The organism is Nocardia abscessus NBRC 100374, from assembly GCF_000308455.1.
GTDB classification, from domain to species: domain Bacteria; phylum Actinomycetota; class Actinomycetes; order Mycobacteriales; family Mycobacteriaceae; genus Nocardia; species Nocardia abscessus.
This window is the reverse complement of record NZ_BAFP01000274.1, coordinates 249953-274346: the sequence shown is the minus strand read 5'-3', so window position 1 is coordinate 274346 and position 24394 is coordinate 249953. Positions and strand designations below refer to the sequence as shown.

Genomic DNA, 24394 nt, shown 5'->3' with positions numbered 1-24394 from the left:
ATGAGGAGATACACCGTGAAACGCACCGCGCCCATTCTGGGCCTGGTGTTCGCAACCACCGTCGCGCTCAGCGCTTGCGGCGGCCTCGGGAGCACCACCACCGACTCGAACGCCACCGGCGCGCAGATCCCGGAGCTGAAGTCCGACCAGCAGGTGTCGCTCGTGTTCGAGTCCTACAACTACGGACTCGCCGGCGCCTGGACCGATACCTTCAACTCCTTGATCGCCGATTTCCGCACGAAGTTCCCGAACATCTCGGTGACCGCGCAGAAGCCGCAGGGCAACAGCCCGAACCCGGCCACCGACACCATCTCCAGCATCCAGAACCAGATGGTGGCGGGCAACCCGCCCGACGTCGCCCAGCTCGGCTTCAGCGACCTGGATTTCACCATCCACCAGCTCGGCGCCAAGCCGCTGGACACCCTGGTCGGCAAGCAGGACGTGCAGCGCAACTTCGACGGGGCGAAGCATCCCTTCGCGCCGAAGGCCCGCACGCTGGCCGATTGGGACGGCCACACCTACGGTGTGCCGTTCGTGTTCTCCACGCCGGTGCTGTATTACAACGCTTCGCTGTTCGCCGAAGCGGGCCTGGATCCGGCGAAGCCTCCGGCCACCTGGCAGCAGGTCGCGGAGGCCGCGACGGCGATCACCGGGAAGACCGGCAAGGGCGGGGTCTACATCGACTGCCTGACCAAGACCGCCAAGGACTGGTGCTTCCAGTCGATGGTGCGCTCCAACGGCGGCCGGGTGATCTCCGAGGACCGCACGAAGCTCACCTTCGCCGACGCTCCCGCGGTCGAGGTCGCGGCGATGAGCCAGCAGCTGGTCAACTCCGGCGGCATGCCCAAGCTCAACCAGAAACAGGGCTACGAGGCGTTCGCGCGCGGTGAGATCGGCATGATCCTGGAGACCAGCGCCATCCAGGGCACCTTCGTCACCGGCGCCAAGGACAAGTGGGATCTGCGCTCGGCGCCGATGCCGAGCTTCGCGGGCAAGCCGACCGTGCCGACCAATTCCGGCGCCTCGCTGCACATTCTGTCCAACGACCCGGCCAAGCAGCGCGCCGCCTGGGAGCTGATCAAGTTCCTCACCAGCGAATCCGCCTACAGCAAGATCTCGCAGGGCATCGGCTACCTGCCGCTGCGCACCGGCCTGATGGACGACCCGGCCGGATTGCAGGCCTGGTCGAAGCAGAACCCGCTGCTGGCGCCGAACGTCGCCCAGCTGGCGAACATGGAACCGTGGATCTCCATGCCGGGCAACAACTATCTGCAGATCCGCGACGGCATGATGGACGCGGTCGAGGCCGTCGTCTTCCAGGGCAAGGACCCGCAGTCCACCCTCACCGCCGCCCGCGACCAGGGCGCCGAACTCCTGCCGGCGTCATGAGCGAGGTGACGATCGTCCAGCTCACCGACACCCACATCCGGCCCACCGGGGAACGGGTGCACGGGATGGTGGACACCTACGCCAACCTCACCCACGTGCTGCAACAGCTGCGGGCCTCCCGGCAGCGCATCGACGCGCTGGTGCTCTCGGGCGATCTGACCGACACCGGGTCGCCCGAGGCCTACCGGCGGCTGCGCGGCGCGGTCGAGCCGGTAGCCGAAGAACTCGGCGCGACGACCGTGTACGTCATGGGCAACCACGACGAGCGCACCGCCTTCGCCACCGAACTGCTCGGAGCCGATCCCGCCGCAGTCGATCCCGACACCACGCACGACCAGGTGGTCGACGTGGCGGGTCTGCGGGTGATCGCGCTGGACAGCACGACGCCGCGCCGCCACGACGGCCGGCTCGAGGAGCAGCAACTGGACTGGCTCGCCGAGCAACTGCGCGAACCGGCGCCGCGCGGCACGCTGCTGGTGCTGCACCACCCGCCGATCCCCTCGCCGGTCGCGGCCACCGAGTACCTGCGACTGGAACGGCCCGAGCTGCTGGCCGAGGTGCTGGCGGACTCGGATGTGGGGCTGATCATCTGCGGGCACAACCACCTCACGGGCGCGGCGGCGCTGGCGGGTATCCCGGTCTGGATCGGGCCTGCGCTGGCCTACCGGATCGACACGATCGCGCCGTCCGGACGGCACCGGGGATTGATCGGATTCGGCTACAGCCGCATCGATCTGCTCGGCTCGACGCTGGTCGCCACGGCGATCGAGGCGACCCCCGCCGAGACCCTCTACGACCGGCCCGAGCAGGACGTGCTCGATCAGCTCGCCGCTCTGGCCGCGGAGGCCGGGTAACTCGATGTTCGTCGTCGAAACACCCCTCGCGACCACGGAGACGACCGAAACGGTCGCGCCGTCGCATCGCCCCGCCCGGTTCCGCCGGGCGGGGCGGTTCGCCGTGCCCTACCTGTATCTGGCGCCCGCGCTGGTGTTGCTCGTCGTGTGGATCTACCGGCCGCTGGTCCAAGCGATCGAGCTGTCCACGTATTCGTGGAACCTGCTGCCGACCTCGCCGATGAAACCGGTCGGCACCGGAAATTACGAACGGCTGCTGGATCTTCCGGCCTTCTGGGATTCGCTCGGCCGCACCGGCGTGCTGATCGCGGGCATGCTGCCGTTCACGGTCGTGCTCCCGCTGCTCATCGCGCTGGCCAGCCGACGGGTGCACGGCCGGGCGCGAACGGTGTACCACGCGTTCGTCTTCGTGCCGTTCCTGGTCGCGCCGGTCGCGGCGGCCGCGGTGTGGCGCTGGCTGCTGCATCCCGGCAGCGGCTTCGTCGACCAGGTCCTGCGCTCGGACCGCAACTGGGTCTACGACGTGGACACCGCGCACGGGGTGATCATCCTGATCACCGGCTGGCAGCTGCTCGGGTTCGCCGTGCTCGTGATCTGGGCGGGGCTGGCGGGCATCAGCGGTGACTACGACGAGGCCGCCCGGGTGGACGGCGCGAGCGCCCGGCAGATCCTCCGGTGGATCACCTTGCCCATGCTGTCTCCCACCCTGCTGTTCCTGGTGCTCACCACGGTTCTGCTCAGTCCGACCCTGACCTTCCCGCTCATCGACTCGATGACGCAGGGCGGCCCGTCGCAGGCGACCACCAACATCTACTACCTGCTGTGGGACTACGCCTTCCACAGCTTCGACGCCGGACTCAGCGCCGCCGCCGGTGTGCTGCTGTTCGCCGGGTTCGGAGTGATCGCAGGCATTCTGGTGTGGATCTCGGAAAAGGTTGCCTTCCATGATGATTGACCGATTGCGCGGCGCGGGCAGCCACCTGCTGCTGGCCGCGACCGCCCTGCTGTGCGCGTTCCCGATCTACTGGCTGTTCGCCACGTCGCTGCGGCGGCCCGAGGACGTCACCTCGCTGTCGCCGATCCCCTGGCCGATCTCGCTGGCCAACTACGGCGACGCGGCCGACAAAGTCGACGTGGCGGGCCTCATCGGCAACACCTTCTTCGTCGCGGCGCTCTCGGCGGCAGGCCAGCTACTGATCGCGCTGCTGGCCTCGTACGCCTTCGCGATGTACGTCTTCCCGTTCCAGAAACTGCTGTACCTGGCGTTCGTCGGCACGTGGCTGGTGCCGTTCCAAGTGACGATGCTGCCCAACTACGTCCTGCTGACCCGGCTCGGCCTGATCAATTCGCTCATCGGCGTGGTGCTTCCGACGCTGTGCTCGGCGCTGGCGGTCCTGCTGCTGCGCCAGCACATGGCGAGCTTCCCCAAAGAGCTCGTGGCGGCGGCGAAGATCGACGGCCGTTCCTCCTGGTCCATCCTCTGGACCGTGGTGGTACCGAATCTGCGGCCCGCCCTGGCGGCGCTGGGCATCCTGCTGTTCATCAACGCGTGGAACGAATACTTCTGGCCCGCGGTGGTACTGCGCCAGTCCAACAGTGTGCTCCAACTGGGTCTGCGCAGTTTCATGGGCACCGAGGGCGACCAGTGGGGGCCGATGATGGCGCTGGCCAGCCTCGCCTGCCTGCCGGTGCTGCTGATGTACCTGCTGCTGCAACGTCATATCGTCAACGCGTTCGTGCGGTCGGGGTTGAAGTAGGAGCATCGACTCGCGGGGCCCGCGGTCAGACGACCTCGAAAACCCGATAGGCGATGCCGCCCTCGACCGGATATCCCGAGCCCACGCACACGATGTCGTTGAGCCACAGGTAGTCCCGTGCACCGGTTTCGAACACCGGTGCCGTGCGGAAGTAGTAACGCCCCGGATCGACGAGGTGCCGCGTGGCCGGATCTCCGAGCCGATCCCGCACGTCCTCCGGCATGGTCCACCGCCCGCCGTAGGTCATCAGCACCAGCGCGCCGTCGTCGGTGCGCAAAGTGAGCCGCACATCGAGCGTCATGGTTGCGTCTTGCCGGAACAGCGCCCAGTCACCGCCGCCCGGCACCACCGCGCCGCGTAGCCGGGGCCCCTCGAACGACCCACCCGCCGCCCCGAACAGCACCCGCCCGTTCCCGATGTGCAACGGCGGCGCCAGATCCACCACGACGTCGAACAGCTGCCCGGTCTCGATCCCGGCGACATCCTTGACCCGTACGTCCATGATTCATCTCCTCGCGAACAGCTTCTGGCGGACCGCGTCGGTGGAGACGCCCGACTGGGCGCACAGCTCCGACAGGTCGAAATGGAAGTACTCCCCCGCGATCAGCCCGTCGGCGAACGCGAAGCGGAGGAAAACCGGCAACTCGGCGCGCCGACCGTTCGGCTCGACGCCGAACCGGTCACCGGTCATGGTCATCCGCGCCGTACCCCAGCAGACCAGCGTCTCGCCCGCCACCGCATGGCCGCTCAGCTCGACGTCATAGTCCGGAAACGACGCGAAGAAGGCCCGCAGCGCGAGCTCGTTCGCGTCCAGCCCGCGCGCCACCGACCCGAAAGCCGGCGCTTCCAAGACCATCGCGCCGTGCATGAGCCGCAACGCGGCCGGCACATCCTGCCTGCTCTTGACGACCGCGAGCTCTGTCGCCAGGTCCATCATCCAGCCACCGTCCATGCAGTAACTGTACGGTCGACCGTATTTATTGTCTACTACTGCCAAACCGTCGAGGGAGTGCAGCGTGGGTCATTCACCGCCGCGGTCGGGGAGTCGATGTCCTTGCACCGAGTTCTCCAACGGCCATCACCCCGCCTCCGATGGCGAAGATCGCGAATTCTGTCGCTGGTTCCGCGTTGTGCTGATAGAGCGCTGACATGAACAGCGCGAAGCCGATGGCCGCGATCGCCCCGCCGACCCACAGGCATACTTTGGCCCAGGCAGGAGCTCTCGAGAGGTCGTCCTGGTTGGCAACGTCGACGTTGGTCAAGATATTGTCGCGCCCGGCTACTTGGCCGTGGTTGTTCACCACGACCTGACCACCCTGTTCGGCCGCCGCCACGACATTCTGCCCGCCCAGCCGATCCAGCCGAGCGCGTATTTCGGACAGTTCCCGCGCGAATTGCTCATCGATCAGGGCTTCACGCTCGATTGCCTCGGCGACGCGGCGGCGCGCCTGAATGCTGTCCGGGTTTTGCGTAAGGACATCGACGGGCTGACGTCCGAGTCTGCGCGTCACCGCATCGGTGAGAGCACTGAACGCCTGGTCCAGTTGACCGTTCACCCACCGTCCGCTTGCTGCCCCTATCGCTGCGGCCAAATACGCGGCGATCGCCATCCCGTCGATCATGCTCGCCTCCTCCAGAGCCCACCGAGCACCACAATGGTCTCATCGAAGAAGCGGTCGTGTGCGTTTCTCGCGCAGCGAATTGCAGCGGGGTGCGCCGCCATCGGCCGCGGGCCGTCACCGCGTCCGATGGCGGCGGCTTTCATGAGGCGACGCGCGACACCGTGGTGAGGGTCCCGATGAGGGCGGTGTCGTGGTCCGCGGCGCGGAAGCGGGGGTGGTCGAGGATGTCGTGCAGGAATTCGGTGGTGGTGGCGATGCCTCTGCCACGGATCCTGGTCTCGGCCAGTGCCCTGCGCATGCGCGCGATGGCCGTGCGCCGGTCGGGCGCCCAGACGATGATCTTGGCGAGCAGCGAATCGTAGTGCGGCGGAATGGCGTAGCCGGGAGCGACGTGGGTGTCGATCCGGACGAACGGCCCACCCGGAAGCGTGCACTCGGTGAGTGTGCCGGGGGCCGGCGCGAATTCGCGTTGCGGGTCTTCGGCATTGATCCGGCATTCGATGGACACCCCGCGCGGGGTCGCGACGTCGGCGGGCAGCGCCAGCGGCAGGCCCGAAGCGATGCGCAATTGCTCGGCGACGAGATCGATGCCCGTGACCATCTCGGTGACCGGATGCTCGACCTGCAGGCGGCAGTTGACCTCCATGAAGTAGAACTGTCCCTGCTGGTCCAGGAGGAATTCGAAGGTACCGGCCCCGACGTAGCCGACGGCTTCGGCGCCACCCACGGCCGCCGCGCCGATCCGGGCGACGAGTTCCTCGGACAGTCCGGGGGCGGGCGACTCCTCGACGAGCTTCTGGTGCCGCCGCTGCAAAGAGCAGTCCCGGGCGCCGAGATGCCGCACCGTGCCGTGGCGATCGGCGAGGATCTGGACTTCGATGTGCCGCGCCGAGTCGAGGTAGCGCTCGACGTAGAGGCGTCCGTCACCGAACACCGCGGTGGCATTGGCGCGGGTCTCCTGCCAGGCCCCGGAGAAGTCGGCGGAGTCCCGCACCACCCGCATCCCGCGGCCGCCGCCGCCCGCCACCGCTTTGATGATCACCGGATAGCCGATGTCGTCGGCGAGGGCGTGCGCCTCGTCCACCGTGTCGAGCGGATCGCGGCTGCCCGGCAGCAGCGGCAGCCCCGCCGCGGCCATCAGCGACCGCGCCGTCGACTTGTCACCGAGATCGGCCATGATCGCCGCGGGCGTGCCGACGAATACGAAGCCCTCCGCCTCGCACACTTCGGCGAAATCGGGGTTCTCGGAGAGGAATCCGTATCCGGGGTGGATCGCGTCGGCCCCGGTGGCCCTGGCGGCCTCGATGACCGCCGGAATGTAGGAGTAGCTGCGCTTGGCGGGACCGGGACCGATGCGGAACGCCTGGTCGGCGAGCCGGACCGCGGCAGAATCGGCGTCGGCCGCGGAATACACCGCGACGGTGGCGATCCCGAGTTCGGCGCAGGTGCGGATGACCCGCACGGCGATCTCGCCGCGGTTGGCGACGAGCACCTTGCGGATCGGCCGCACGGTCATCGCACGACCTCGAGCACCAGCAGCGGTGCGCCGTGCTCGACCGCCTCCCCGTTCTCCACGAGGAATTCCGCCACCCGCCCCTCCCTGGTCGCGGTCACCGGGATCATCAGCTTCATCGCCTCGACGATGCCCACCTGCTGACCGGCCCGCACCGGGTCGCCCTCGGCGACGAACGGCGCGGCCCCCGGCTCCGGCGCGCGATAGAACACGCCGACGGTCTCGGCGGTGAGCGTGAAGGTGTCGGCGTCCGAACGACTTTCGGCGGATCCGGTGATCGGCGCCGCTGCCGCTGACGCGCCGTCGGCGGGCGCGACGGCGATGGGTTTGCTCGGCCCGGGGTGCCCGTCCCAGCTGATCCGCAGCACGAGCGGACCATTGGCGACGGTCACCGAGGTCGGCCCGGTCTCGGCCCGCACGGACAGCGCGTGGCGGGACAGCACGGCCAGCGCCTCGTCGGCGTCGACCGGATTCAGCGCCCGGCCGGCCGGCTCGGTGGTCACGGACTCGGTCATCACTTCTCCTGATCGTTCGTGGACAGTCCGAAGACACGGAAACGGTGGTGGCGGCGGTCGAGCAGCTCCGCGACCCGCAACCGCGCCAAGTCTGCGACCGCTTGACGCAGCGCCTGGCGCAGGGCGGCGGCGGCCGCGGCGGGATCTCGGTGCGCGCCGCCCTGCGGCTCGGTCAGCACGCCGTCGGCGACGCCGAGTTCGAGCAGGGAGGTCGAGTCCACCCGCAGCGCGGCGGCGGCGCGCGGTGCGGCGGCCGCGTCCTTCCACAGGATCGAGGCGCACCCTTCCGGGCTGATCACCGAGTAGACGGCGTTCTCGCAGACGAGCACGCGATCGGCCACGGCCAGCGCGAGCGCTCCCCCGCTACCGCCCTCGCCGGTGATCACGGTGACCACCGGAACGGGCAGCCCGGCAAGCAGTTTGAGCGATTCCGCGATGGCGACGGCCTGCCCCTGCTCCTCGGCGGTCACACCCGGGTAAGCACCCGCGGTGTCGACCAGGGTGATCACCGGAATGCCCAGCTTGGCGGCCAGGCGCAGCACGCGGGCCGACTTCCGGTAGCCGGCCGGGGTCGGCATACCGTAGTTGCGCTGCGCCAACTCGGTCGCCGTATGGCCCTTCTGCGTGCCGATCACGATGACCGGCGCGTCGTCGAGACGGGCCAGCGCGGTGATCATGGCGGGGCAGTCCGCCGACAACCGGTCGCCGTGCAACTCGACGAATTCGTCGAAGGACGCGGCCAGGTAGTCCAGTGTGGTCGGCCGGCCCAGTTCTCGCGCGGCCCGCACGCTCTGCCAGGCATCGCGCGGCGCGAGGCGGGCCGCGTCCACGCAGACCGGGTCCGGGTCGTCGGCGACCTCGATGCGGCGCGCGCTGTCGGCCGCCAGTGCCAGCAAGCGGGCCAACCGGTCCCGCAGGGCCGAACGGTGGCAGATCATGTCCACCACGCCGTGTTCGAGCAGGAATTCCGCGGTCTGGAATCCGGCGGGCAACGTCTCGCCGATGGTCTGCTGGATCACCCGTGGACCGGCGAATCCGAGACGCGCGCCGGGTTCGGCGATGATGATGTCGGTGGAGGTGGCGTAGGAGGCCGCGACGCCGCCGTAGGTGGGATCGGTGATCACCGAGATGGTCAGCACGCCCGCGTCGTCCAGGTCGCGCAGTGCCTGGCTGGTCTTGGCCATTTGCATCAGCGCGAGGATGCCTTCCTGCATGCGGGCGCCGCCGGAGGCGGTGACCAGCACGAGCGGCACGCGCGCCGCCAGCGCAGTCTCGGCAGCGACGGTGACCGCTTCGCCCACCGCGGCGCCGAGACTGCCGCCGAGGAACCGGAAGTCCATCACCGCCAGCACCACCGGCGCGCCGCCGATGGTGCCGCGCACGCACCGGATGGCGTCGGTCAGCCCGGTGCGGCGGCTCGCTTCGGCATGTCGCTCGGGATAGGGGCGGGAGTCGCTGAAGCCGAGCGGATCGGCGGCGGTGGCGGACGGCTCGAGGTACCGCGCCGAGCCCGGGTCCAGCAGCGCCTCGATGCGCTGGTCGGCGGTCAGCATGCCGTGCCCGTCGCAGTCCGGGCAGACCCGGCCGGACCGCTCGTAGCGTTTGGCGTAGAGCATGGCGGCGCAGGACGGGCACACCATCCAGGAGGTCCGGGTATCCGGACCGCTCTCCAGCGTGGTCATCGTTCCTCCCTCGGTCGGGGCACGAATCGGGCGCAGTCGGCGGGTAGCCGCACGCCCGCGGTACGCAACTGGGCGACCCGGGTCAGGTAGGCCGCGCCCAGCATCATCTGGTCGGCGATATCGGCGACGTGCCGGTTGCGCAGCGCGGCCAGGTAGCTTCCGGCCACCCAGTTGTTGAACCCGCCCATCGCGGGCCCGCACCAGATCTGGTAGTCGGCGACGCGGCCTGCCTCGCCGCGCATGCTCCACCCCGACGACAAGCCCAGGTACCACCGGAACACCAGGGCCATCTTGCGTTTCGGGTCGGCGTCGGCGCCGGCGAGCTGGGCCGGGTCACGCTCGGTGAAGTAGGTGACGCAGTCCTCCCACACGGCGTCCAGCGGCCGCTGGAACAGCGTGGCCTCCAGATCGCGACGCAGGTCGGCCGGGATCGCGTCGATGCCGTCGTAGGCGCGATAGGTGTCGTAGAGCCGCTGCGCGCGGGCGGCGAACATGGTGCCTCTGCGCAGCACCTGCACCTGGACGCCGAGCTCGAACATGTCCGAGGACGGCGCCATGGTGCAGTCGGCGAAAGCGGCTTGGGTGAGCAGCTGTTTGGTGGTGTCGCACTGGGCCGCTTCCCGGGTGGCCTGGTTCACCGACCCGGTCACCACGTAGGCGGCGCCCAGCGCGAAGGCCGCGGCCGCCGCGTCGGGGGTGCCGATGCCGCCCGCCGCGCCGACTCGGACCGCCGCCGCGGCGGGCACGGTGCGGGCCAGCCGGTCCCGGGCCGCGATCAGCTCGGGTAGCAGTACCAGCAACGGCCTGCGGTCGGTGTGACCGCCGGAGTCGGCTTCGGCCGTGATGTCGTCGGCCATCGGCACCTGTTCGGCGAGCCGGGCCTGCTCCGGCGTGAGGTCACCGGATTCGACCAGCATGCGCAGCAACCGGGTGGGCGCCGGGCGCAGGAACGGCTCGGCCACCTCGACCCGGGAGACCTTCGCGATCAGGCGGTTGCGCACCTCGACGCGTCCTTGCCGGTCGACGGCCAGCCCCGCCGCACGGTAGCGCACGACCTCGCCGGTGAGGTCCATGAACGCCGACGCTTCCACACAGCGCACCTGATGGCGCAGGCACGCGTCGACGATCGCGCGCTCCAGCGCGGGCTCGGAAGGGCTGTGGATCAGGTTGCACGCGAACGGCTTTCCGGGCAGCTCGCGGCTCAGCTCGGCCAGTGCCGCGTCCACCGCCGCGGGGGGCACGCCCGCCGCGCCGTAGGAGGCGAGATACCCCGCCCGGGCCATCGCCGAAACCAATGCGGGCGAGGCGATTCCGTTCGCCATGGCCCCCGCGGCGTACGCGGCGCGCACACCGTGGGCGGCGGCGAAGCGCCGATCACCCAGCTGCTCGGGCGGTAGCGGGGCCACCGCCGCGAGGACCTCGGCGTGTGCCGCGGTCCGCTCGTCGGTCGTCGCGCCCACCCGGCCCTCGTGGCGCACGATCCAGCAGGGGCGGGCCAGGTCGGACAAGACGGCGGTGATGTCGTCGGCGGTGTCCGCGAGGACACCGGCCGCGGATGTGGTCATCAGCGTTCCTCCCGCTCGGCGAGTTCGACCGCGAGGTCGGTCAGCTCGTAGATGCGCAGCCCCGGCTTCCACAGCGAGCCGTCGGCGACGACGGTGACGCCCCGTGGCCCGTGCTGGATCTCCTTGATGTGGGCTTCGAGTTCGACGGTGCCGTCGGTGGGCAGGAACTGCCCGCGGTAGCGCCAGCTGAACGGCCGCCCGGCGGGGATGCGGAAGACCGGATCACCGATCGTGTCGGCGAGGCCGGCGTCGAGCATCCACTCCTGGATCGCGTGGATCACCGATTCCACGCCGAGCGATCCCGGGATCACCGGGTCGAGGTGGAAGTGCCGGGCGAAGTACCAGTCCGACGGGTCGATCTCGCGCAGCGAGTGCAGATATCCCGCGTCGTACCGGCCGCCGCCGTCGACCACATCGACCCGATCGATCAGCGCCAAGGTGCGCCGGGCGCACAGCCTCGCTCGCGGGTCGGCCCGGCGGGCGGCGACGTCGATGGTGCGCACGTCCGCGCCGGGGTTCTCCGCGAGCCAGCTCGGTGCGGGGCGGCCCGCGTCGAGGCCGGTCTGGTTGGCGAGAGCCTCGTCGCTGAAGTATCCGAACATGGTCTCGCCCGCGTAGAACGGTTCGCCGTCCACGCTGAGGGTGTAGTCGAAGGTCTGCAGCGACGAGCCGGGCAGGACGGTGGTCGACAGCAGCCGGGAGGACTGGCGAATCGTCCTGTCTCGCAAGTCGATCTGCCGTAGCACGGTGGCGGTGCCGCCGAGGTTGCGCAGGCTCAGGGTGGTGCCGGGCTGGGTGAGCGTGGGGCCCGCGTAGTAACCCATCAGCAGTGCCGCCTGCAACGAGGTCTCCATGTAGACGAAGTGCGGCATGGAGTCGTTCGCGGTGTCGCCGTAGTACCAGGAGTCGGCCGGTGAGTCGTACTCGGTGGTGTAGGACGCGCCGTCCAGGTTTCCGCGGCGGCCGTCGAAGTCGAGCACCCGGTCGACCAGCAGCAGGCCGCCGGTCGGCAAGCGGGTCGCCCGCACGCCGGTGTACTGCGCGAATTCCGGTCCCATGGCGATGCCTTGGTCGCCGCGGGACAGATGCGTCATGTGGAACTCGTTGAGCAGCAAGCCTTCCGAGACCTGACCTGGGCCGACCCCGCTGCCCGGGCGTTCCACGACCGTGACCGTGACGTCGAGCGCGCCTTCCGCTCCGGCGATGGTCGCCGTACCGCAGATGTGCGGACGGGGCACCAGGTCGAGCGCGGTCACCGTCAGGGTGATCGTGCCGGACGCGACACCCGCGACCGTGCCCGCGCATTCCGCGACGAGGGAACTGCCCGACAGCGCCAGCGGCAGGCCGAGGTACAGCGCGAACACCTCCGCGGTCTGCGTCGCGGCCGCGCGTGGATCACCTTCGAACCGGGCCTCGACCCTGCCGTTGCCCGCGCCGCCGTACAACTCGATGGCGGTGACTTCGGTGAGCGCGAGTTCGGCCGTCCCGGCGAGCCGGGCCACCGCTTCGATGCCGGAGCGCCGGTGCGCCGCACCGAAGACGCCGCTCAGGTCGCCTTCGGTGAGGCGCAGCAGAGCCGCTCGATCCAGACGGGTGCGGCCGGTGCGGGCCAACGGCTTGAAGGCGGACTCCGCGGCGGTGAACCCGCCCCGAACGGAGGACACCGCGCGTGCCGTCCCGGGATCGACGCCTTCGTCAGCGTGACCACCGAAACCCGGACCGGACGCGGCCTGCGCCTCGCCCGGTCCCGCCGGGCGGCGCAGCGCCCGCTGCCACACCGCCCGCTGCATGGCCAGCTGCGCGTTCAACGCCGCCCGGTGCGCGGCGACGACACCGGAGCGGATTTCGGCGAGTGGACCGGCGGCGCGCGCCGCGGCACTGTCCGTGCGCTGCGCCGCCGACGCACCGGGTTGTGTCCCGGAGACGGCGAGACCATCCGCCGCACTGCTGTTCGGGGCATCGTCCGGGGACGGGGCGAGCGAACCCGCCCGCGGGCCCGCACTGCCGGGGTCCGGTCGGCGTGACGGCGATCCGTCGACGCTTCCCCGCAGGTCCGCCGCGAGCGCGGTCACCGGATCGAACGGAATGCCGTCGAATTCCAGGGTTGTCATGCCATCCACCGCCTCACCGAGGTCTGGAACTTCTCCGTCAGATCGGGTGTCGTCACCACCGTGACGTCCGAGAACTGTTGCAGCACCGTGCCGTCCGCCGTGGTGGCGGTGGCGTCGAGCCGGGCGTCGAGCCGACCGGCGCGCGGGTTGTCCACGGTGAGCAGGAACGGCTCGCCCGCGGGCAGCGGCCGGAAGTAGTCGATCCGCCCCACGCCGAGCGGCAGACAGGCACTGCCGAGCAGCCGGTGGCCCAGCACCGGCGGTCCCTGCAGGATCAGGTCGGCGAGGACCGGATCGTGCAGCCGCCCCGCGTAGGCGCCGCCCGCCACGGTGGCGGCGGGCAGTTCGCACTCGAAGACGATCGCGTCGTCGGAAACCGCACGCACCGAGCGCAATCCCTGCAACGCGGGCGCGTGGAACTGAACGGCGTCTCGGTAGATGGTCGCCGCGCCGGCCGGACCACCGGGCACCGGCTTGTGCGGGGGACGATCCGCCGCGTCGGCCAGCGCGAGGGCCGCCCGGAAGTGGACGGCGTGCTCGCCGCGCACGGTCGCGTGCACCGTGGACGCGTCTTCCCCCGGCACCAGCTCGAGTTCCACTTCATCGAGCGGACGGTCGAAGACGATCCCTTTGAGGACCTGGAAGTCCCGGACACCGACGACCGTGCGGCCCGGCAGGGCGCGTTCGGCGAAATCGACCATCGCGCCGAGACCGAAGGTGGCGGGCAGCACGATGTGCTCACCGATCCGGTGCGCCGCGATGATCGGATCCTCGCTGATCCCGGTGATCGTCCGCCGCGCCCGCACCGGGCCGGCGACGGCCGCCGTGTCCGACAGCGACTTCGCTGGTCCGACGAGCACGATCGTGTCCTCGGCGCGTGCCTCGGTGAACTGCTCGGTGAACGCCGCCGCGCCCATCCGCGGGTCGAGCAATTCGACTCCGCGCGTCCGGAAGTGCTCGCGCAAGGCGGGGGTCACCATGCCGCCGTCCCACGCACCCCAGTCGATCGCCGTGACGTGGCAGTTCGGCTGCTGGGTTCGCAGGCTCACCGCCAATCGTGCCAGCGCTTCGTTCGCGGCCGCGTAGTCGGCCTGGCCCGCGTTGCCGAACAGCCCGGCCACGGACGTGAACAGCACCAGATGCCGCAGTTCACCGAGCGCGCCGAGGACGGCGGCGAGCCCGGCGATCTTCGGATCGAGCACCCGGGCGACGGATTCGGCGGTCTTGTCGGTGATCACCGAGTCGGCCAGCACCCCTGCCCCGTGCACGACGCCGGTGATCGAGTCCCGCAAGGGCGCGAGTGCGGCGGCGACCGCCTGCTCATCCGTGGCATCGACGGCCAAGTACTCGGCGCGTGAGCCGAGGGCGGCCAGCGTCTCCCGGATCTCGCGGGTGGCGCGGACACCGGACACGGCACGCTCGATATCACGGGGCGTGGCGCCGGTACCGGCCAGCGCCCGTACCGCGGCGGACTTGAGTTCCGCGTCGGAAACCCCTGTCGCCCAGCCGGGTTCGACGCTCGGCTCGGAACGCCCGAGCAGCACGAAGCGCGCCTCGCTCCGCGCGGCCAGCGCCAGTACGCAGGTGGCCGTGACGCCGCGCGCGCCGCCGGTGACCAGCAGGACATCATCGGCGGTGAGCACCGTGGCATCCTGCTCGTCGGCCGGCCGGACCGGGGTGACCGTCCGTGCGGCCGCGTGCCCGCTCGGCACCGGGGTACGGCGTTCACCCGCCGCGTCGATACCGACCTCCAGGGTGTCGCGGGCGGAATCGGACAGCTCGGTCGTCACGAACTCGGCCAGCTGCCGTGGCGAGCAGGCCGGATCGATGTCCAGCGCCCGGCAGAACAGTCCGGGTTGTTCGGCCGCCAGGGTTTTCACCACACCGCCGATGCCGCCGAGCAGCGCGTGCTCCGGTTGCGCGGTGCCCAGGAAGCCCAGTGCGCCGTCGAGCCGCGTCACCGTCACGAAAGCCGCTCGCCCCGGCGCCCCGCGCAGTAGCGGCACAGCACGGCCCGCCGCGAGGATGCCGTCGGTCAGATAGCGCCGGGCCGACGCCCAGTCTGCCGAGCCGCCGAGCAGGACCACGCACACGTCGACGGGTTCGCCCGCGGTGTCGATACCGGCGACCGAATTCGTCTGGCGCACCGTCCATCCGAGTCCGGTCAGCGCGGCGGCGAGCGCCGTACGGTCGGAGTCGAGTTCACCGGTGGGGTCGAGGAGTACGGCCCGCGCTCCCTCGCGGTAGGGCGCTACCAACCGATCCAGCGGCGGCAGGGAGACGATTTCGACGGCGTGCCGCGACGTTCCCGCCGCGGCCTCAGCTTTTGGGTGGACATCACCACCCGCCGCTCCGGCGAGCTCCACCACGATCTGATCCAGCGTGCGAAGTGTCCCGAGTTGCTCCGGGCCGAGGCTCGGTAGGTTCGGAAAGCGTTCCTGTAGCGCGCCGATCACCTGCACCCGCTTGATCGAGTCCACCCCGAGATCGGCTTCCAGATCCATCGACGGATCCACCATCTCGACCGGATAACCCGTCTTCTCGGCAACCACCTCACGCAGCGCACGACGCAAAGCCTCACCTAAGACCTCGGCGTCGGCGCCGTTCGCCGACGGTCCGGCGGTATCCTGGGCGCTCGCGGTGCCGCCGAGCAGATCGACGATCTGATCCAGCGTCCGCACCGTGCCCAACTGCTCCGGACCCAAGCTCGGCAACTGCGGAAACCGTTCCTGTAGCGCGCCGATCACCTGCACCCGCTTGATCGAGTCCACCCCGAGATCGGCTTCCAGATCCATCGACGGATCCACCATCTCAACTGGATAACCCGTCTTCTCCGCAACCACCTCACGCAGCGCAAACCGCAACGCCTCACCCGAGACATCAGCGTCGGCCCCGGACGCGGTGGCCGGGTGAGTCGCACCGTTCGCGGACGGCTCGGGCGTGGTCCGCGGCCCCGCGCCGCCGAGCAGATCGACGATCTGATCCAGCGTCCGCACCGTGCCCAACTGCTCCGGGCCGAGGTTCGGCAACTGCGGGAAACGTTCCTGCACCGCGCCGATCACCTGCACCCGCTTGATCGAGTCCACCCCGAGATCGGCTTCCAGATCCATCGACGGATCCACCATCTCAACTGGATAACCCGTCTTCTCCGCGACCACCTCACGCAGCGCACTGCGCAGCGACTCGCCGGTCACCTGGCCGCCGACCGTCGCGGCTTCGGACGGTGCGTTGCCGTTGGGCGCCGGAGTCTCGGAAGGCGCGTGGCCGTTGGGCGCCGGAGCAATCGTTGCCGCAACGGGTTCCGGCGCGGGCGCGACCCGGTGGTCGTCCACGACCATGGCGGTGGCCAGCGGGCGGCGTACCGGCGCGGGCTCGATCGCCGCGCGCGGCTCGGGCGCCGGTCGCGTGACCTGGGTCGAGGGGCGAGCGACCGGAGCGAAGCCGCTTTCCAGCTCGACCAGTTGGGCGAGCACTTCGCTGGCTCGCGCATGGCTGTGGCTGATCGCGACGCCGTGTTCCTTGACCGCCTCGATGGCGCGCACCGTGGCGGCGTCGAGCCTGCCGTCGCCGAGCGCGCCGGCCAGGCCGCGGGCCATGTCCAACTGGCCGTCCAGGAACTGGCGATGGGTGTGCAGGTGCTGTACGAGCGCGCTCTCCAGCGCGTCCGAGCCGGCGTCGCCGGGCTGCGGTGTGGGATACACGGGTCTCTCCGTTGCTGCGGTGGAAGCGGTGGGCACGGCCCGCTGTTCGGCGGGCTGGTGATCGACCACGCTGTCGACCGGAGCGGGAGCGGCCGCCAGGACGCTGAGCCGGTATTCGTCGGCGAGCGCGGCGGCATACGCGGCGCGACGGGTCTCGGGCACGTACTCGGGCGCCGACATCGTCACCGTCATCGCGCGGCCGGAGACCGCGGCCTGCGGTGCGGGGGCGGCGTGACGGTTGATGCCGCGCAGGCCGAATCCGAGCACGGCCAAGCGCACCGCCGCGCGGGTCAGCGCGAGATCGCTGTTGCCGATCGGGCCGGAGTCGGTCGCGATGACGACGTCGTCGCCGAGGGTGCGCCGCACCAGCGAGGTCAGCACCTGCTTCGGCCCGAACTCCACGAATACGGTGCAGCCCGCGTCACGCATCGCGGTGAGCGCGGCCACGAATTCGACCGGCTTGCCGAGCTGTTCGGTCAGCAGTGCCCGGTTGGCCGCCACGTCCTCGCTGTAGCGGGCGCCGGGGGTATTGGCGAAGACCGGAGCGTCCGGTGCGCCGATGGGCACCTGGGCGACGGCGGTGCCGAACGCGGCCGCGGCGTGGGCGACGTAGGGCGTGTGGAACGCCCCGGACACCGGAAGCGCGCGCGTTGCCACGCCACGCTCGCCGCAGCGGGCGACGACGGCGGCGATCCCCTCGGCGCCACCGCCGACGACTATCTGGTCGGGTGCGTTGTGATTGCAGATCCAGACGTCCGCGACGCCGTCGAGCAGTTCCTCGGCGGTCTCCCGGGACGCGCCCAGCGCCACCATGGTGCCCGCCTCGACACCCGGTTCCGGTGTCATGGCCACACCGCGGGCGCGGGCCAGCGCGTAGAAGTCCGCGGTGGCCAGCGCGCCGGAGGCCCACAGCGCGGTCAGCTCTCCGAAGCTGTGCCCGAGGTACCCGTCGGCGTGCAAGCCGTAGTCCGACAGCGCGGTGAACTGTCCCGCCGACAGCGCGCCGATCGCGGGCTGGGCGAATTCGGTTCGGCGCAGGGTGGTCTCCTGCGCCGCCGCAACGTCGTCGTCGAACGCGGGTGGCGGGAAAACCACCGACGACAGACGCACCGGCGCACCGGCGAACGCCTCGTTGGCCGCGTCGAACGCCGCGCCGACGGCCGGGTTGTTCAGCGCCGCGTCCAGCCCCATGTCGACGTACTGGCTGCCCTGTCCGGCGAACAGCGCGCCCACCTTGCGATCCGGCAGGGCGGCGGCGCGGAAGTACACGCCCTCGGGGTGCTCCCAGGCCGTGGCGTCGGGGTTGCGGACCAGTTCGTCCACCGCGAGCGACCGCAGGTGTGCGGCGTTCTCCTCGTCTACCGAGACGAATCCGATGCGCGCGTGCGCCTCCGGGATGTCGCCCCCATCGCTCGCCGCGACGCTGCGCACCGCATCGATCAGCCCGGCCACGTCCGGCGCGTGCCAGAGATGCGCGCGGGCGGTGCGATGCAGCACCGGGTGCGCGGCGCGGTCGGCGTCCGCTTCCTCCAGCACGACGTGGAAGTTGGTGCCGCCGAAGCCGAATGCCGAGGCCGCCGCCCGGCGCACCGGCCGCTGCGGGTCGCGGATCCACGGACGCGTGCGGGTGTTCACGTAGTACGGCGCGTCGGCGGCGGCGATCTCGGCGTTGGGCGCCGAGACGTTGATGGTGCCCGGCAGCACCTTCTGGTGCAGCGCCAGCGCCAGTTTCATCACGCTCGCGGTGCCCGCGGCGCCCTTGGTGTGACCGATCTGGGACTTCACGCTGCCGAGCGCGGCGAACGCGGGCTCGGTCGTCGCGTCGGTAAGCAGCTCTTTCAGCGCGGTGAGCTCGGTCTTGTCGCCGACGGGCGTGCCGGTGGCGTGCGCTTCGATGAGCGCCACGTCGGCGGGTGAGATCTCGGCGTCGGCGTAGGCGCGGTCCAGCGCGACCCGCTGGCCGCCCGCGCGCGGGGCGTAGATGCTCTTGGCGCGGCCGTCGCTGGAGGAACCCAGGCCCCGGATGACGGCGTAGATCCGGTTTCCGTCGCGCCGTGCGTCTTCCAGCCTGCGCAGCGCGAGCATGGTGATGCCCTCACCGAGCAGCGTGCCGTTCGCGTCGGCGGAGAAGGGACTGATCTGCCCGCTGGCCGACAGCGCGCCGACCTTGCTGAAGCACATGTAGATGAAGATGGTGTTCTCGGTGTCCACACCACCGGTGATCATCATGTCCGCGCGGCCGTCCTGGAGTTCGGCGATGGCGGTGCGCAAGGCGGCCAGCGAGGCCGCGCAGGCCGCGTCGACCGTGCAGTTGATGCCGCCGAGGCCGAGCCGGTTGGCCACCCGGCCCGCGGTGATGTTGGCCAGCAGGCCCGGGAACGAATTCGCCTCCCACGGCGCGAATGCCGCGACGAACCGGTCGGCGATGGCATCGGCGTCGGCGTCGGACAGCCCGACCGAGCGCGCCGCCTCCTTCAGCACCGGCGTGGACAGCCGCGCGGCCAACGGGTGCATGAGCGGCACCGGGCCGGTGGTGCCGAGGACGACGCCGGTGCGGCCCGGGTCGTACCAGTCGGAGTCCACCGCGCCCGCGTCGCGCAGCAGGTCACGGGCGACGCCCAGACCGAGCGTCTGCATGGTGCTGGTCACTTCCAGCTGGTTGGGCGGCAGCCCGAATTCCAGTGGGTCGAACTCGACGTCGGGCAGGAACGCGCCCCGGCGCGAGTAGGTCTTGTCCGGCGCCGTCGGATCCGCGTCGAAGTAGTCGTCCAGGCTCCAGCGTGACTCGGGGACCTCGGTGGTGCAGTCCACGCCGTCGACGATGTTCTGCCAGTACTCTCGGTGGTTGTGGGCGTTGGGCAGCAGCCCGGACATCCCGACGATGGCGATCGGGTTGCGCGCCAGGCGTCTGTCGTCTGTCACGGATGTTCCTCTCGAACCGGGTGGATGATCAGGCGGCCACGGTGGTGGCGGTGCGCGACGCGACGAGTTCGGCCACGCCTGCGGCGAACAGGTGGTGGCCCAGCGAACTGGGGTGCAGACCGTCGGCGGTCCACATCTGCGGCCGTTCCCATTCGGGCTGGGCGGCGATGTCCAGCAGCAGCGTGCCGGTGTCGGCGACGACGTCGGCGAGCACCGCGTTGGCGAAGGCGAACCGCTCGCGCAGCAGCGCGCGGAACCCGTCCGGCACCGGCAGCCGGGCCGGGATATCGGGGTAGCTGGCGGTGAACACCGTCGCACCGCCCGCCCGCAGTGCGCCGAAGAGCTCGGCGAGGTTGCGGGCGAATCGTTCCTGGTCGTAATCGCTCACCAGGTCGTTGACTCCGACAACGACGCCGAACAATCCCGAGCGGCCCGAAAGGGCCACGCGCAGTTGCTTTTCCAGCACGATGCCGGTTGTGGCGCCGTGCTCGCCGAGATTGCGCACCGCCGCGGGTCGCAGGCCGAGCTGGCCGCCGAGCCGCGGCACCCAGCCGCGGTAGCCGCCGCCGGGCGCGGCGTCGCCGCGCCCCTCGACGAAGCTGTCGCCCAGCGCGGTGAGCACCGGCGCGTTCATGCGGTCACTCCGTCCTTGCTGACATGCCGGGCAGCCGTCGGGAAGTTCACCTTCTCGTACAGCGCGGCCAGCTCGTCCTCGCCGAAGTACTTGTCCGGCGAGTAGATTCCGGCGATCAGCCCGAAGAAGTGCTTGGTGTAGTCGGCGTCCAGCGAGGTCGCGCGGAACACCGAGTCGTAGTACGGGGTCAGCGACAGCTCCGAGATGCTCAGCGTCAGTTCGTAGGTGCTGGCGCTCTGCGCATCGCGCTCGCGCTGGTATTCGGCCAGCGCCTCGTCCATCGGGCGCGCGCCGGACAGGCCTTCGTCCACCAGGTCGGCCAGCAACTGCGCGTACTTGAACGCGTCGGTGATGCCCCAGCCGGTGAACGGGTCCTTGTGGTAACCGGCGTCGCCGACCAGCGCCCAGCCGAGACCGTAGGACTGACGGCGGTAGTTGTCCGGGTACAGCATCGGGCGGAACTGCTCCACCCGCTTGCCGGTGTCGCGCAGACGAGCGCCGATCTCCGGGTCGATCTGCTCGACGATCTCCTGCACACCGGCGTCCGGGTCGGCACGGAACTCGCGGAACCGGTCCCGCTTGCGCATCACCGCGACCAGAGCGAGATCGTCGTTGGTCGGCCAGGACGCGAACTGCTGCTCGCCGAAACCGGTGCGGTGCTGCATGCCCCAGTCGACGCCCTCGTAGTAGGAGTAGTAGATGAAGCACGCCGCGGGCGAGCCCTCGTACTCCTGCGCGCCGACCGCCTTGGCCACCGTCGAGTTCGAGCCGTCGGCACCGACCACCAGCTTGGCGCGGAACTCCTGCTCGGCCCCGTCGCCGATCGCGCCGCGGATGCCTGCCACGCGGTCGCCGTCGAAGACCAGCTCCGAGACGGTGAAACCCTGGATCACCTCGACGCCCGCGTTGCCCGCGGCCTCGACCAGGATCTTGTCCAGCACCGTGCGGCGCGGGCAGTAGACGGCGTCGATGCCGTCGGCGGACGGATCGGCCATCCCCTGGATGACGATGTCGGTGTAGGAGAAGTTCAGGTGCCGGATCGGCGGCACGCCGGAGGCGACGACCTGCTCCAGCAGCCCCCAGGACTTCAGGAAGCCGAGCCCGGCCTGGTGGATGTAGTGGGTCGACGGGGTGTCGCTCGGGAAGCTCGCCCGGTCCACGGCCAGCACCCGGTAACCCTTCCTGGCGAGCAGCATGGCCAGTGGGGAGCCCGCCACCCGGGTTCCGACAACGATGACGTCGTACATGTTCGCATCACTTTCCGGTAGTCGAATTCCGATTTCGAGTCTGTGGCCGCGACGGGTGATCGACCACCGCGGCGGGCCCTGATTCATCGGCCGATCGGCCGCGGCTATCGTGCGGGTCGGGGCGCCGAATACAGCAGTTCGATATCCGCCGCGTACGCGTCGGCGATCGCGGCGCGGCGCAGTTTTCGGGACGACGTCGACAATCCGTCTTCGACGGTGAAATCGCCGTCCACGATCCGGAATGCCCGAATTGATTCCGCGCGCGATACCAGAGAATTCGCGTCGTCGATCGCCGATTGGACGGTGGCGGTGAGATCGCCGTCCGGTTCGGCGGCGCGCCAGCGCTGCACCTGCGCCGGATCCAAGGTGACCAGGGCCGCGACGAAATCGCGGCCGTCGCCGAGCACCATGCAGTTGGACACCAAGGGATGCAGCCGGATCCGGTCCTCCAGCGGCGTGGGGGCGACGTTCTTGCCGCCCGAGGTCACCAGGATCTCCTTCTTGCGTCCGGTGATCCGCAGGAATCCGTCCTCGTCGAGTTCGCCCAGGTCACCGGTGTGCAGCCAGCCCTGCGCGTCCACCGGTGACTGGCTCGCCGCAGCGCCCCAGTAGCCCGGTGACACGTGCGGCCCGCCGACCAGCACCTCCCCGTCCTCCTCGGCGATGGCCACCGAGGTGCCCGGGATCGGCTTGCCGACCGTGCCGAGCCGGTTGGTCTCCGGGGCGCTCACCGTCACGGCGGTCGCGGCCTCGGTGAGGCCGTAACAGTTCAGCAGCAGCACACCGAAACCCGCGTAGAACCCGACCGTCGAGTCGTCCAGCGACGCGCCGCCGGAGATGACGTGGCGCAGCTCGCCGCCGAGCGCGGCCGCCACCGGGTGCGCCGACGGCTCCGGCGCCGCCTGCGCCCGCACGAGCTCGATACCGCGCCGCACCGCCTCGCGCTCCTCGGCGTCGGTGAGCAGGGTGCGGCAGTACTTGCGGATCTTCTCCAGGCCGTAGGGAATCATCGCGAGGAAGGTCGGCCGCACCGTCGGCAGCACCGGCACCAGGTCGGGAATGCCGGGCAGCAGGTGGGTGCGGCTGCCGCCGAACAGGCAGGCGAACAGGATGGTCTGGCCGAAGACGTGCGACAGCGGCAGCGCCAGCACGGTGGTGCCGTCGAACATGTCGCCGGTGCGGCGCACCGTGTTGGACGAGGACACGAACATGTTGCGATGGGTGATCAGGCAGCCTTTGGCCAGGCCCGTGGTGCCGCTGGTGTACACGATCATCGCCAGGTCGTCGGCCCGCACCTCGGCCATCCGCGCGGCCAGCCCCGGATCGATCGCACCGGTGGCCCAGTCCGCGATCTGCTCGAAGACCCAGACCTCGCTCGCGCCGGCCGCGCGCAACCGCTCGGCGTCCTCGGCGCTCTCGGCGGCGAAATACGCACTGCCGCTGTCGCTCAGGATGTGCTCGATCTGGCTGGGCGACGAAGTGGGGTAGACCGGCACCACCACCGCGCCGATGGCCAGCAGCGCGCAATCCAGCAGCACCCAGGACAGATTCGTGCGGCCCAGCACCGCCACCCGATCGCCGGCCGCGACGCCGCGTCCGGCCAGCGCCGAGGCCAGGGCGCGGGCCCTGCGGTCCACCTCGGCGCTGGTGAGCTGGGTTCCGTCGGCGTCGCACAGCGAAAGCCGATCCGGATGCTGCGCGGCCGCACCGGAAATCACCGAGTACAAACTCGCCGTATCCGGAAGATCGAAACCATTCTCACCCACCGACACTGCGATGACAGACACTGTGTTCACAATGTCGAATTCTGGTCGGCGTCACCGAATTACAGTGCCGTCGATATCGCGGTCCCTACCGCGCGAATGTCATCACCTATCGACGTGGTCAGGCCGACACTACGCGGGCAATATCGATTTGCGCAGGTTCCGGGTAATCGACGCAATCCAAGAAAAAGCCGACCGCCGGATTCGACTCGTCCGCACGCCACACCGCGTACAAATCGAGCGTCGGCACCGGATCGAACAGCTTGACCGCGACCGAAGCACTGCCCGGCCCACCCATGCCCATCGAGATCGCCCGCGGCAGCGAGGCGAATCCCACCAGCGGGCGCACCGAGACCATGTGCGCCGTCGCACCGGGGTCGTCGGCGGTCTGCGCCACCGCCAGAGAGATCCGGGAATCCGCGGCCGCGCGGAAGATCGAGTCGTACATGGCCGGACACTGCTCGCGGGCGAACAGCACGCAATCCTGTCCCTCCAGTTCGGCGAAGGGAACGCCGGGCCGATCGGCCCACCGATGCCTGCGCCCGACCACGGCGACCAGCGGCACCCGATGCAGCAGCCGCCGGTACCGGAAATCGGTCGTGCTCGGATGGCCGTACACGAGGGCGAGATCCAGTGACCCGTCGCTGAGCGCGGCCAGTTGCGGGCCGGTGCGCTTCTCCCACAGCGACACCACGATGTCGGGGTGCCGCTCGGTCATCCTGGTGAGCGCTTCCGGCAGCACATGTCTGCTGGCCGGCAGGTTGTAACCGATGTTGAGGGTGCCCGCCCGCCCTTCGGCGGTCGCCTTCGCGGCCTGGGCCGCGCGGTCCATCTGCGCCACGATGAGCCGGGCCTGACTCTCGAATTCCCGGCCCGCCGGGGTCAGCTTGACCTCGTGCGAGTTGCGTGCGACCAGTTGCACGCCGAGCGATTTCTCCAGCTTCTGCAGCTGGGCACTGAGACTGGGCTGCGTGAGATGCAAGCGCTGCGCTGCGCGGCCGAAATGCAGCTCTTCGGCAATCGTGATGAACGAAACCAGATGTCGGAACTCCATGCCGCCGGCTCCTTTTTCCGCGTACCGGAAACGGTAGCGCCACCAGGTAACCGACGATGAACCAG

17 protein-coding genes are annotated in these 24394 nt (G+C 70.1%); 4 read left to right on the top strand and 13 right to left on the bottom strand.

Annotation, left to right across the window (positions count from 1 at the left end):
- The first annotated feature begins 15 nt into the window (after positions 1-15).
- Genes ON19_RS37980 through ON19_RS37965 form a run of 4 tightly spaced genes read left to right on the top strand, consistent with a single transcriptional unit; the run spans position 16 to position 4000 of the window.
- On the top strand, positions 16-1389 hold the full coding sequence (locus ON19_RS37980) for an ABC transporter substrate-binding protein (RefSeq protein WP_227954883.1): 1374 nt from the start codon (positions 16-18) through the stop codon (positions 1387-1389).
- Positions 1386-2243 (top strand): metallophosphoesterase, encoded by an 858-nt coding sequence (locus ON19_RS37975; protein ID WP_043704368.1) that lies wholly within the window; start codon positions 1386-1388, stop codon positions 2241-2243. The genes ON19_RS37980 and ON19_RS37975 overlap by 4 nt, the downstream gene beginning before the upstream one ends.
- Before the next feature lie 4 nt (positions 2244-2247).
- Positions 2248-3198 carry a carbohydrate ABC transporter permease gene (locus ON19_RS37970; RefSeq protein ID WP_043704367.1) on the top strand — a complete coding sequence of 317 codons (951 nt, stop codon included), beginning with the start codon at positions 2248-2250 and terminating at the stop codon, positions 3196-3198.
- Positions 3188-4000 carry a carbohydrate ABC transporter permease gene (locus ON19_RS37965; protein WP_043704365.1) on the top strand — a complete coding sequence of 271 codons (813 nt, stop codon included), beginning with the start codon at positions 3188-3190 and terminating at the stop codon, positions 3998-4000. The genes ON19_RS37970 and ON19_RS37965 overlap by 11 nt, the downstream gene beginning before the upstream one ends.
- Positions 4001-4025: 25 nt before the next feature.
- On the opposite strand, the gene ON19_RS37960 is transcribed toward ON19_RS37965, so the two are convergent.
- From ON19_RS37960 to ON19_RS37900, 13 genes are all read right to left on the bottom strand, one after another.
- Positions 4026-4502 carry a DUF3237 domain-containing protein gene (locus ON19_RS37960; RefSeq protein ID WP_043704362.1) on the bottom strand — a complete coding sequence of 159 codons (477 nt, stop codon included), beginning with the start codon at positions 4500-4502 and terminating at the stop codon, positions 4026-4028.
- A 3-nt stretch (positions 4503-4505) separates the two neighbouring features.
- Entirely contained in the window at positions 4506-4952 is a 447-nt protein-coding gene (locus tag ON19_RS37955; protein WP_051169771.1) for an ester cyclase, read from the bottom strand.
- A gap of 73 nt (positions 4953-5025) precedes the next feature.
- A complete protein-coding gene (locus tag ON19_RS37950; RefSeq protein ID WP_157230081.1) occupies positions 5026-5622 on the bottom strand; it encodes a hypothetical protein in 597 nt (198 codons plus the stop codon).
- 139 nt (positions 5623-5761) lie between these two features.
- Positions 5762-7138, bottom strand: a complete 1377-nt coding sequence (locus ON19_RS37945; protein ID WP_043704358.1) for an acetyl-CoA carboxylase biotin carboxylase subunit — start codon at positions 7136-7138, stop codon at positions 5762-5764.
- Positions 7135-7650, bottom strand: coding sequence for an acetyl-CoA carboxylase biotin carboxyl carrier protein (locus tag ON19_RS37940; protein WP_051169770.1), 516 nt, complete (start codon positions 7648-7650; stop codon positions 7135-7137). The genes ON19_RS37945 and ON19_RS37940 overlap by 4 nt, the downstream gene beginning before the upstream one ends.
- On the bottom strand, positions 7650-9332 hold the full coding sequence (locus ON19_RS37935) for an acetyl-CoA carboxylase carboxyl transferase subunit (RefSeq protein WP_043704356.1): 1683 nt from the start codon (positions 9330-9332) through the stop codon (positions 7650-7652). The genes ON19_RS37940 and ON19_RS37935 overlap by 1 nt, the downstream gene beginning before the upstream one ends.
- The gene (locus ON19_RS37930; protein ID WP_043704354.1) at positions 9329-10897 is read right to left on the bottom strand and encodes a PfaD family polyunsaturated fatty acid/polyketide biosynthesis protein; all 1569 of its coding nucleotides are present in this window, start codon (positions 10895-10897) and stop codon (positions 9329-9331) included. The genes ON19_RS37935 and ON19_RS37930 overlap by 4 nt, the downstream gene beginning before the upstream one ends.
- A complete protein-coding gene (locus ON19_RS37925) occupies positions 10897-13008 on the bottom strand; it encodes a beta-hydroxydecanoyl-ACP dehydratase (RefSeq protein ID WP_043704352.1) in 2112 nt (703 codons plus the stop codon). Before ON19_RS37925 ends, ON19_RS37930 begins: the two co-directional genes overlap by 1 nt.
- Positions 13005-19631: a type I polyketide synthase gene (locus tag ON19_RS37920; RefSeq protein ID WP_043704350.1), complete on the bottom strand. Its 6627-nt coding sequence runs from the start codon at positions 19629-19631 to the stop codon at positions 13005-13007. Before ON19_RS37920 ends, ON19_RS37925 begins: the two co-directional genes overlap by 4 nt.
- Before the next feature lie 28 nt (positions 19632-19659).
- Positions 19660-20265 carry an SGNH/GDSL hydrolase family protein gene (locus ON19_RS37915; RefSeq protein ID WP_043704349.1) on the bottom strand — a complete coding sequence of 202 codons (606 nt, stop codon included), beginning with the start codon at positions 20263-20265 and terminating at the stop codon, positions 19660-19662.
- Complete coding sequence (locus ON19_RS37910) at positions 20262-21512, bottom strand: NAD(P)/FAD-dependent oxidoreductase (RefSeq protein ID WP_043704347.1); 1251 nt, start codon at positions 21510-21512, stop codon at positions 20262-20264. Before ON19_RS37910 ends, ON19_RS37915 begins: the two co-directional genes overlap by 4 nt.
- Positions 21513-21616: 104 nt before the next feature.
- Entirely contained in the window at positions 21617-23299 is a 1683-nt protein-coding gene (locus ON19_RS37905; RefSeq protein ID WP_227954884.1) for an AMP-dependent synthetase/ligase, read from the bottom strand.
- Between the two features lie 97 nt (positions 23300-23396).
- Complete coding sequence (locus ON19_RS37900; protein WP_043704345.1) at positions 23397-24329, bottom strand: LysR family transcriptional regulator; 933 nt, start codon at positions 24327-24329, stop codon at positions 23397-23399.
- Between the last annotated feature and the right edge of the window lie 65 nt (positions 24330-24394).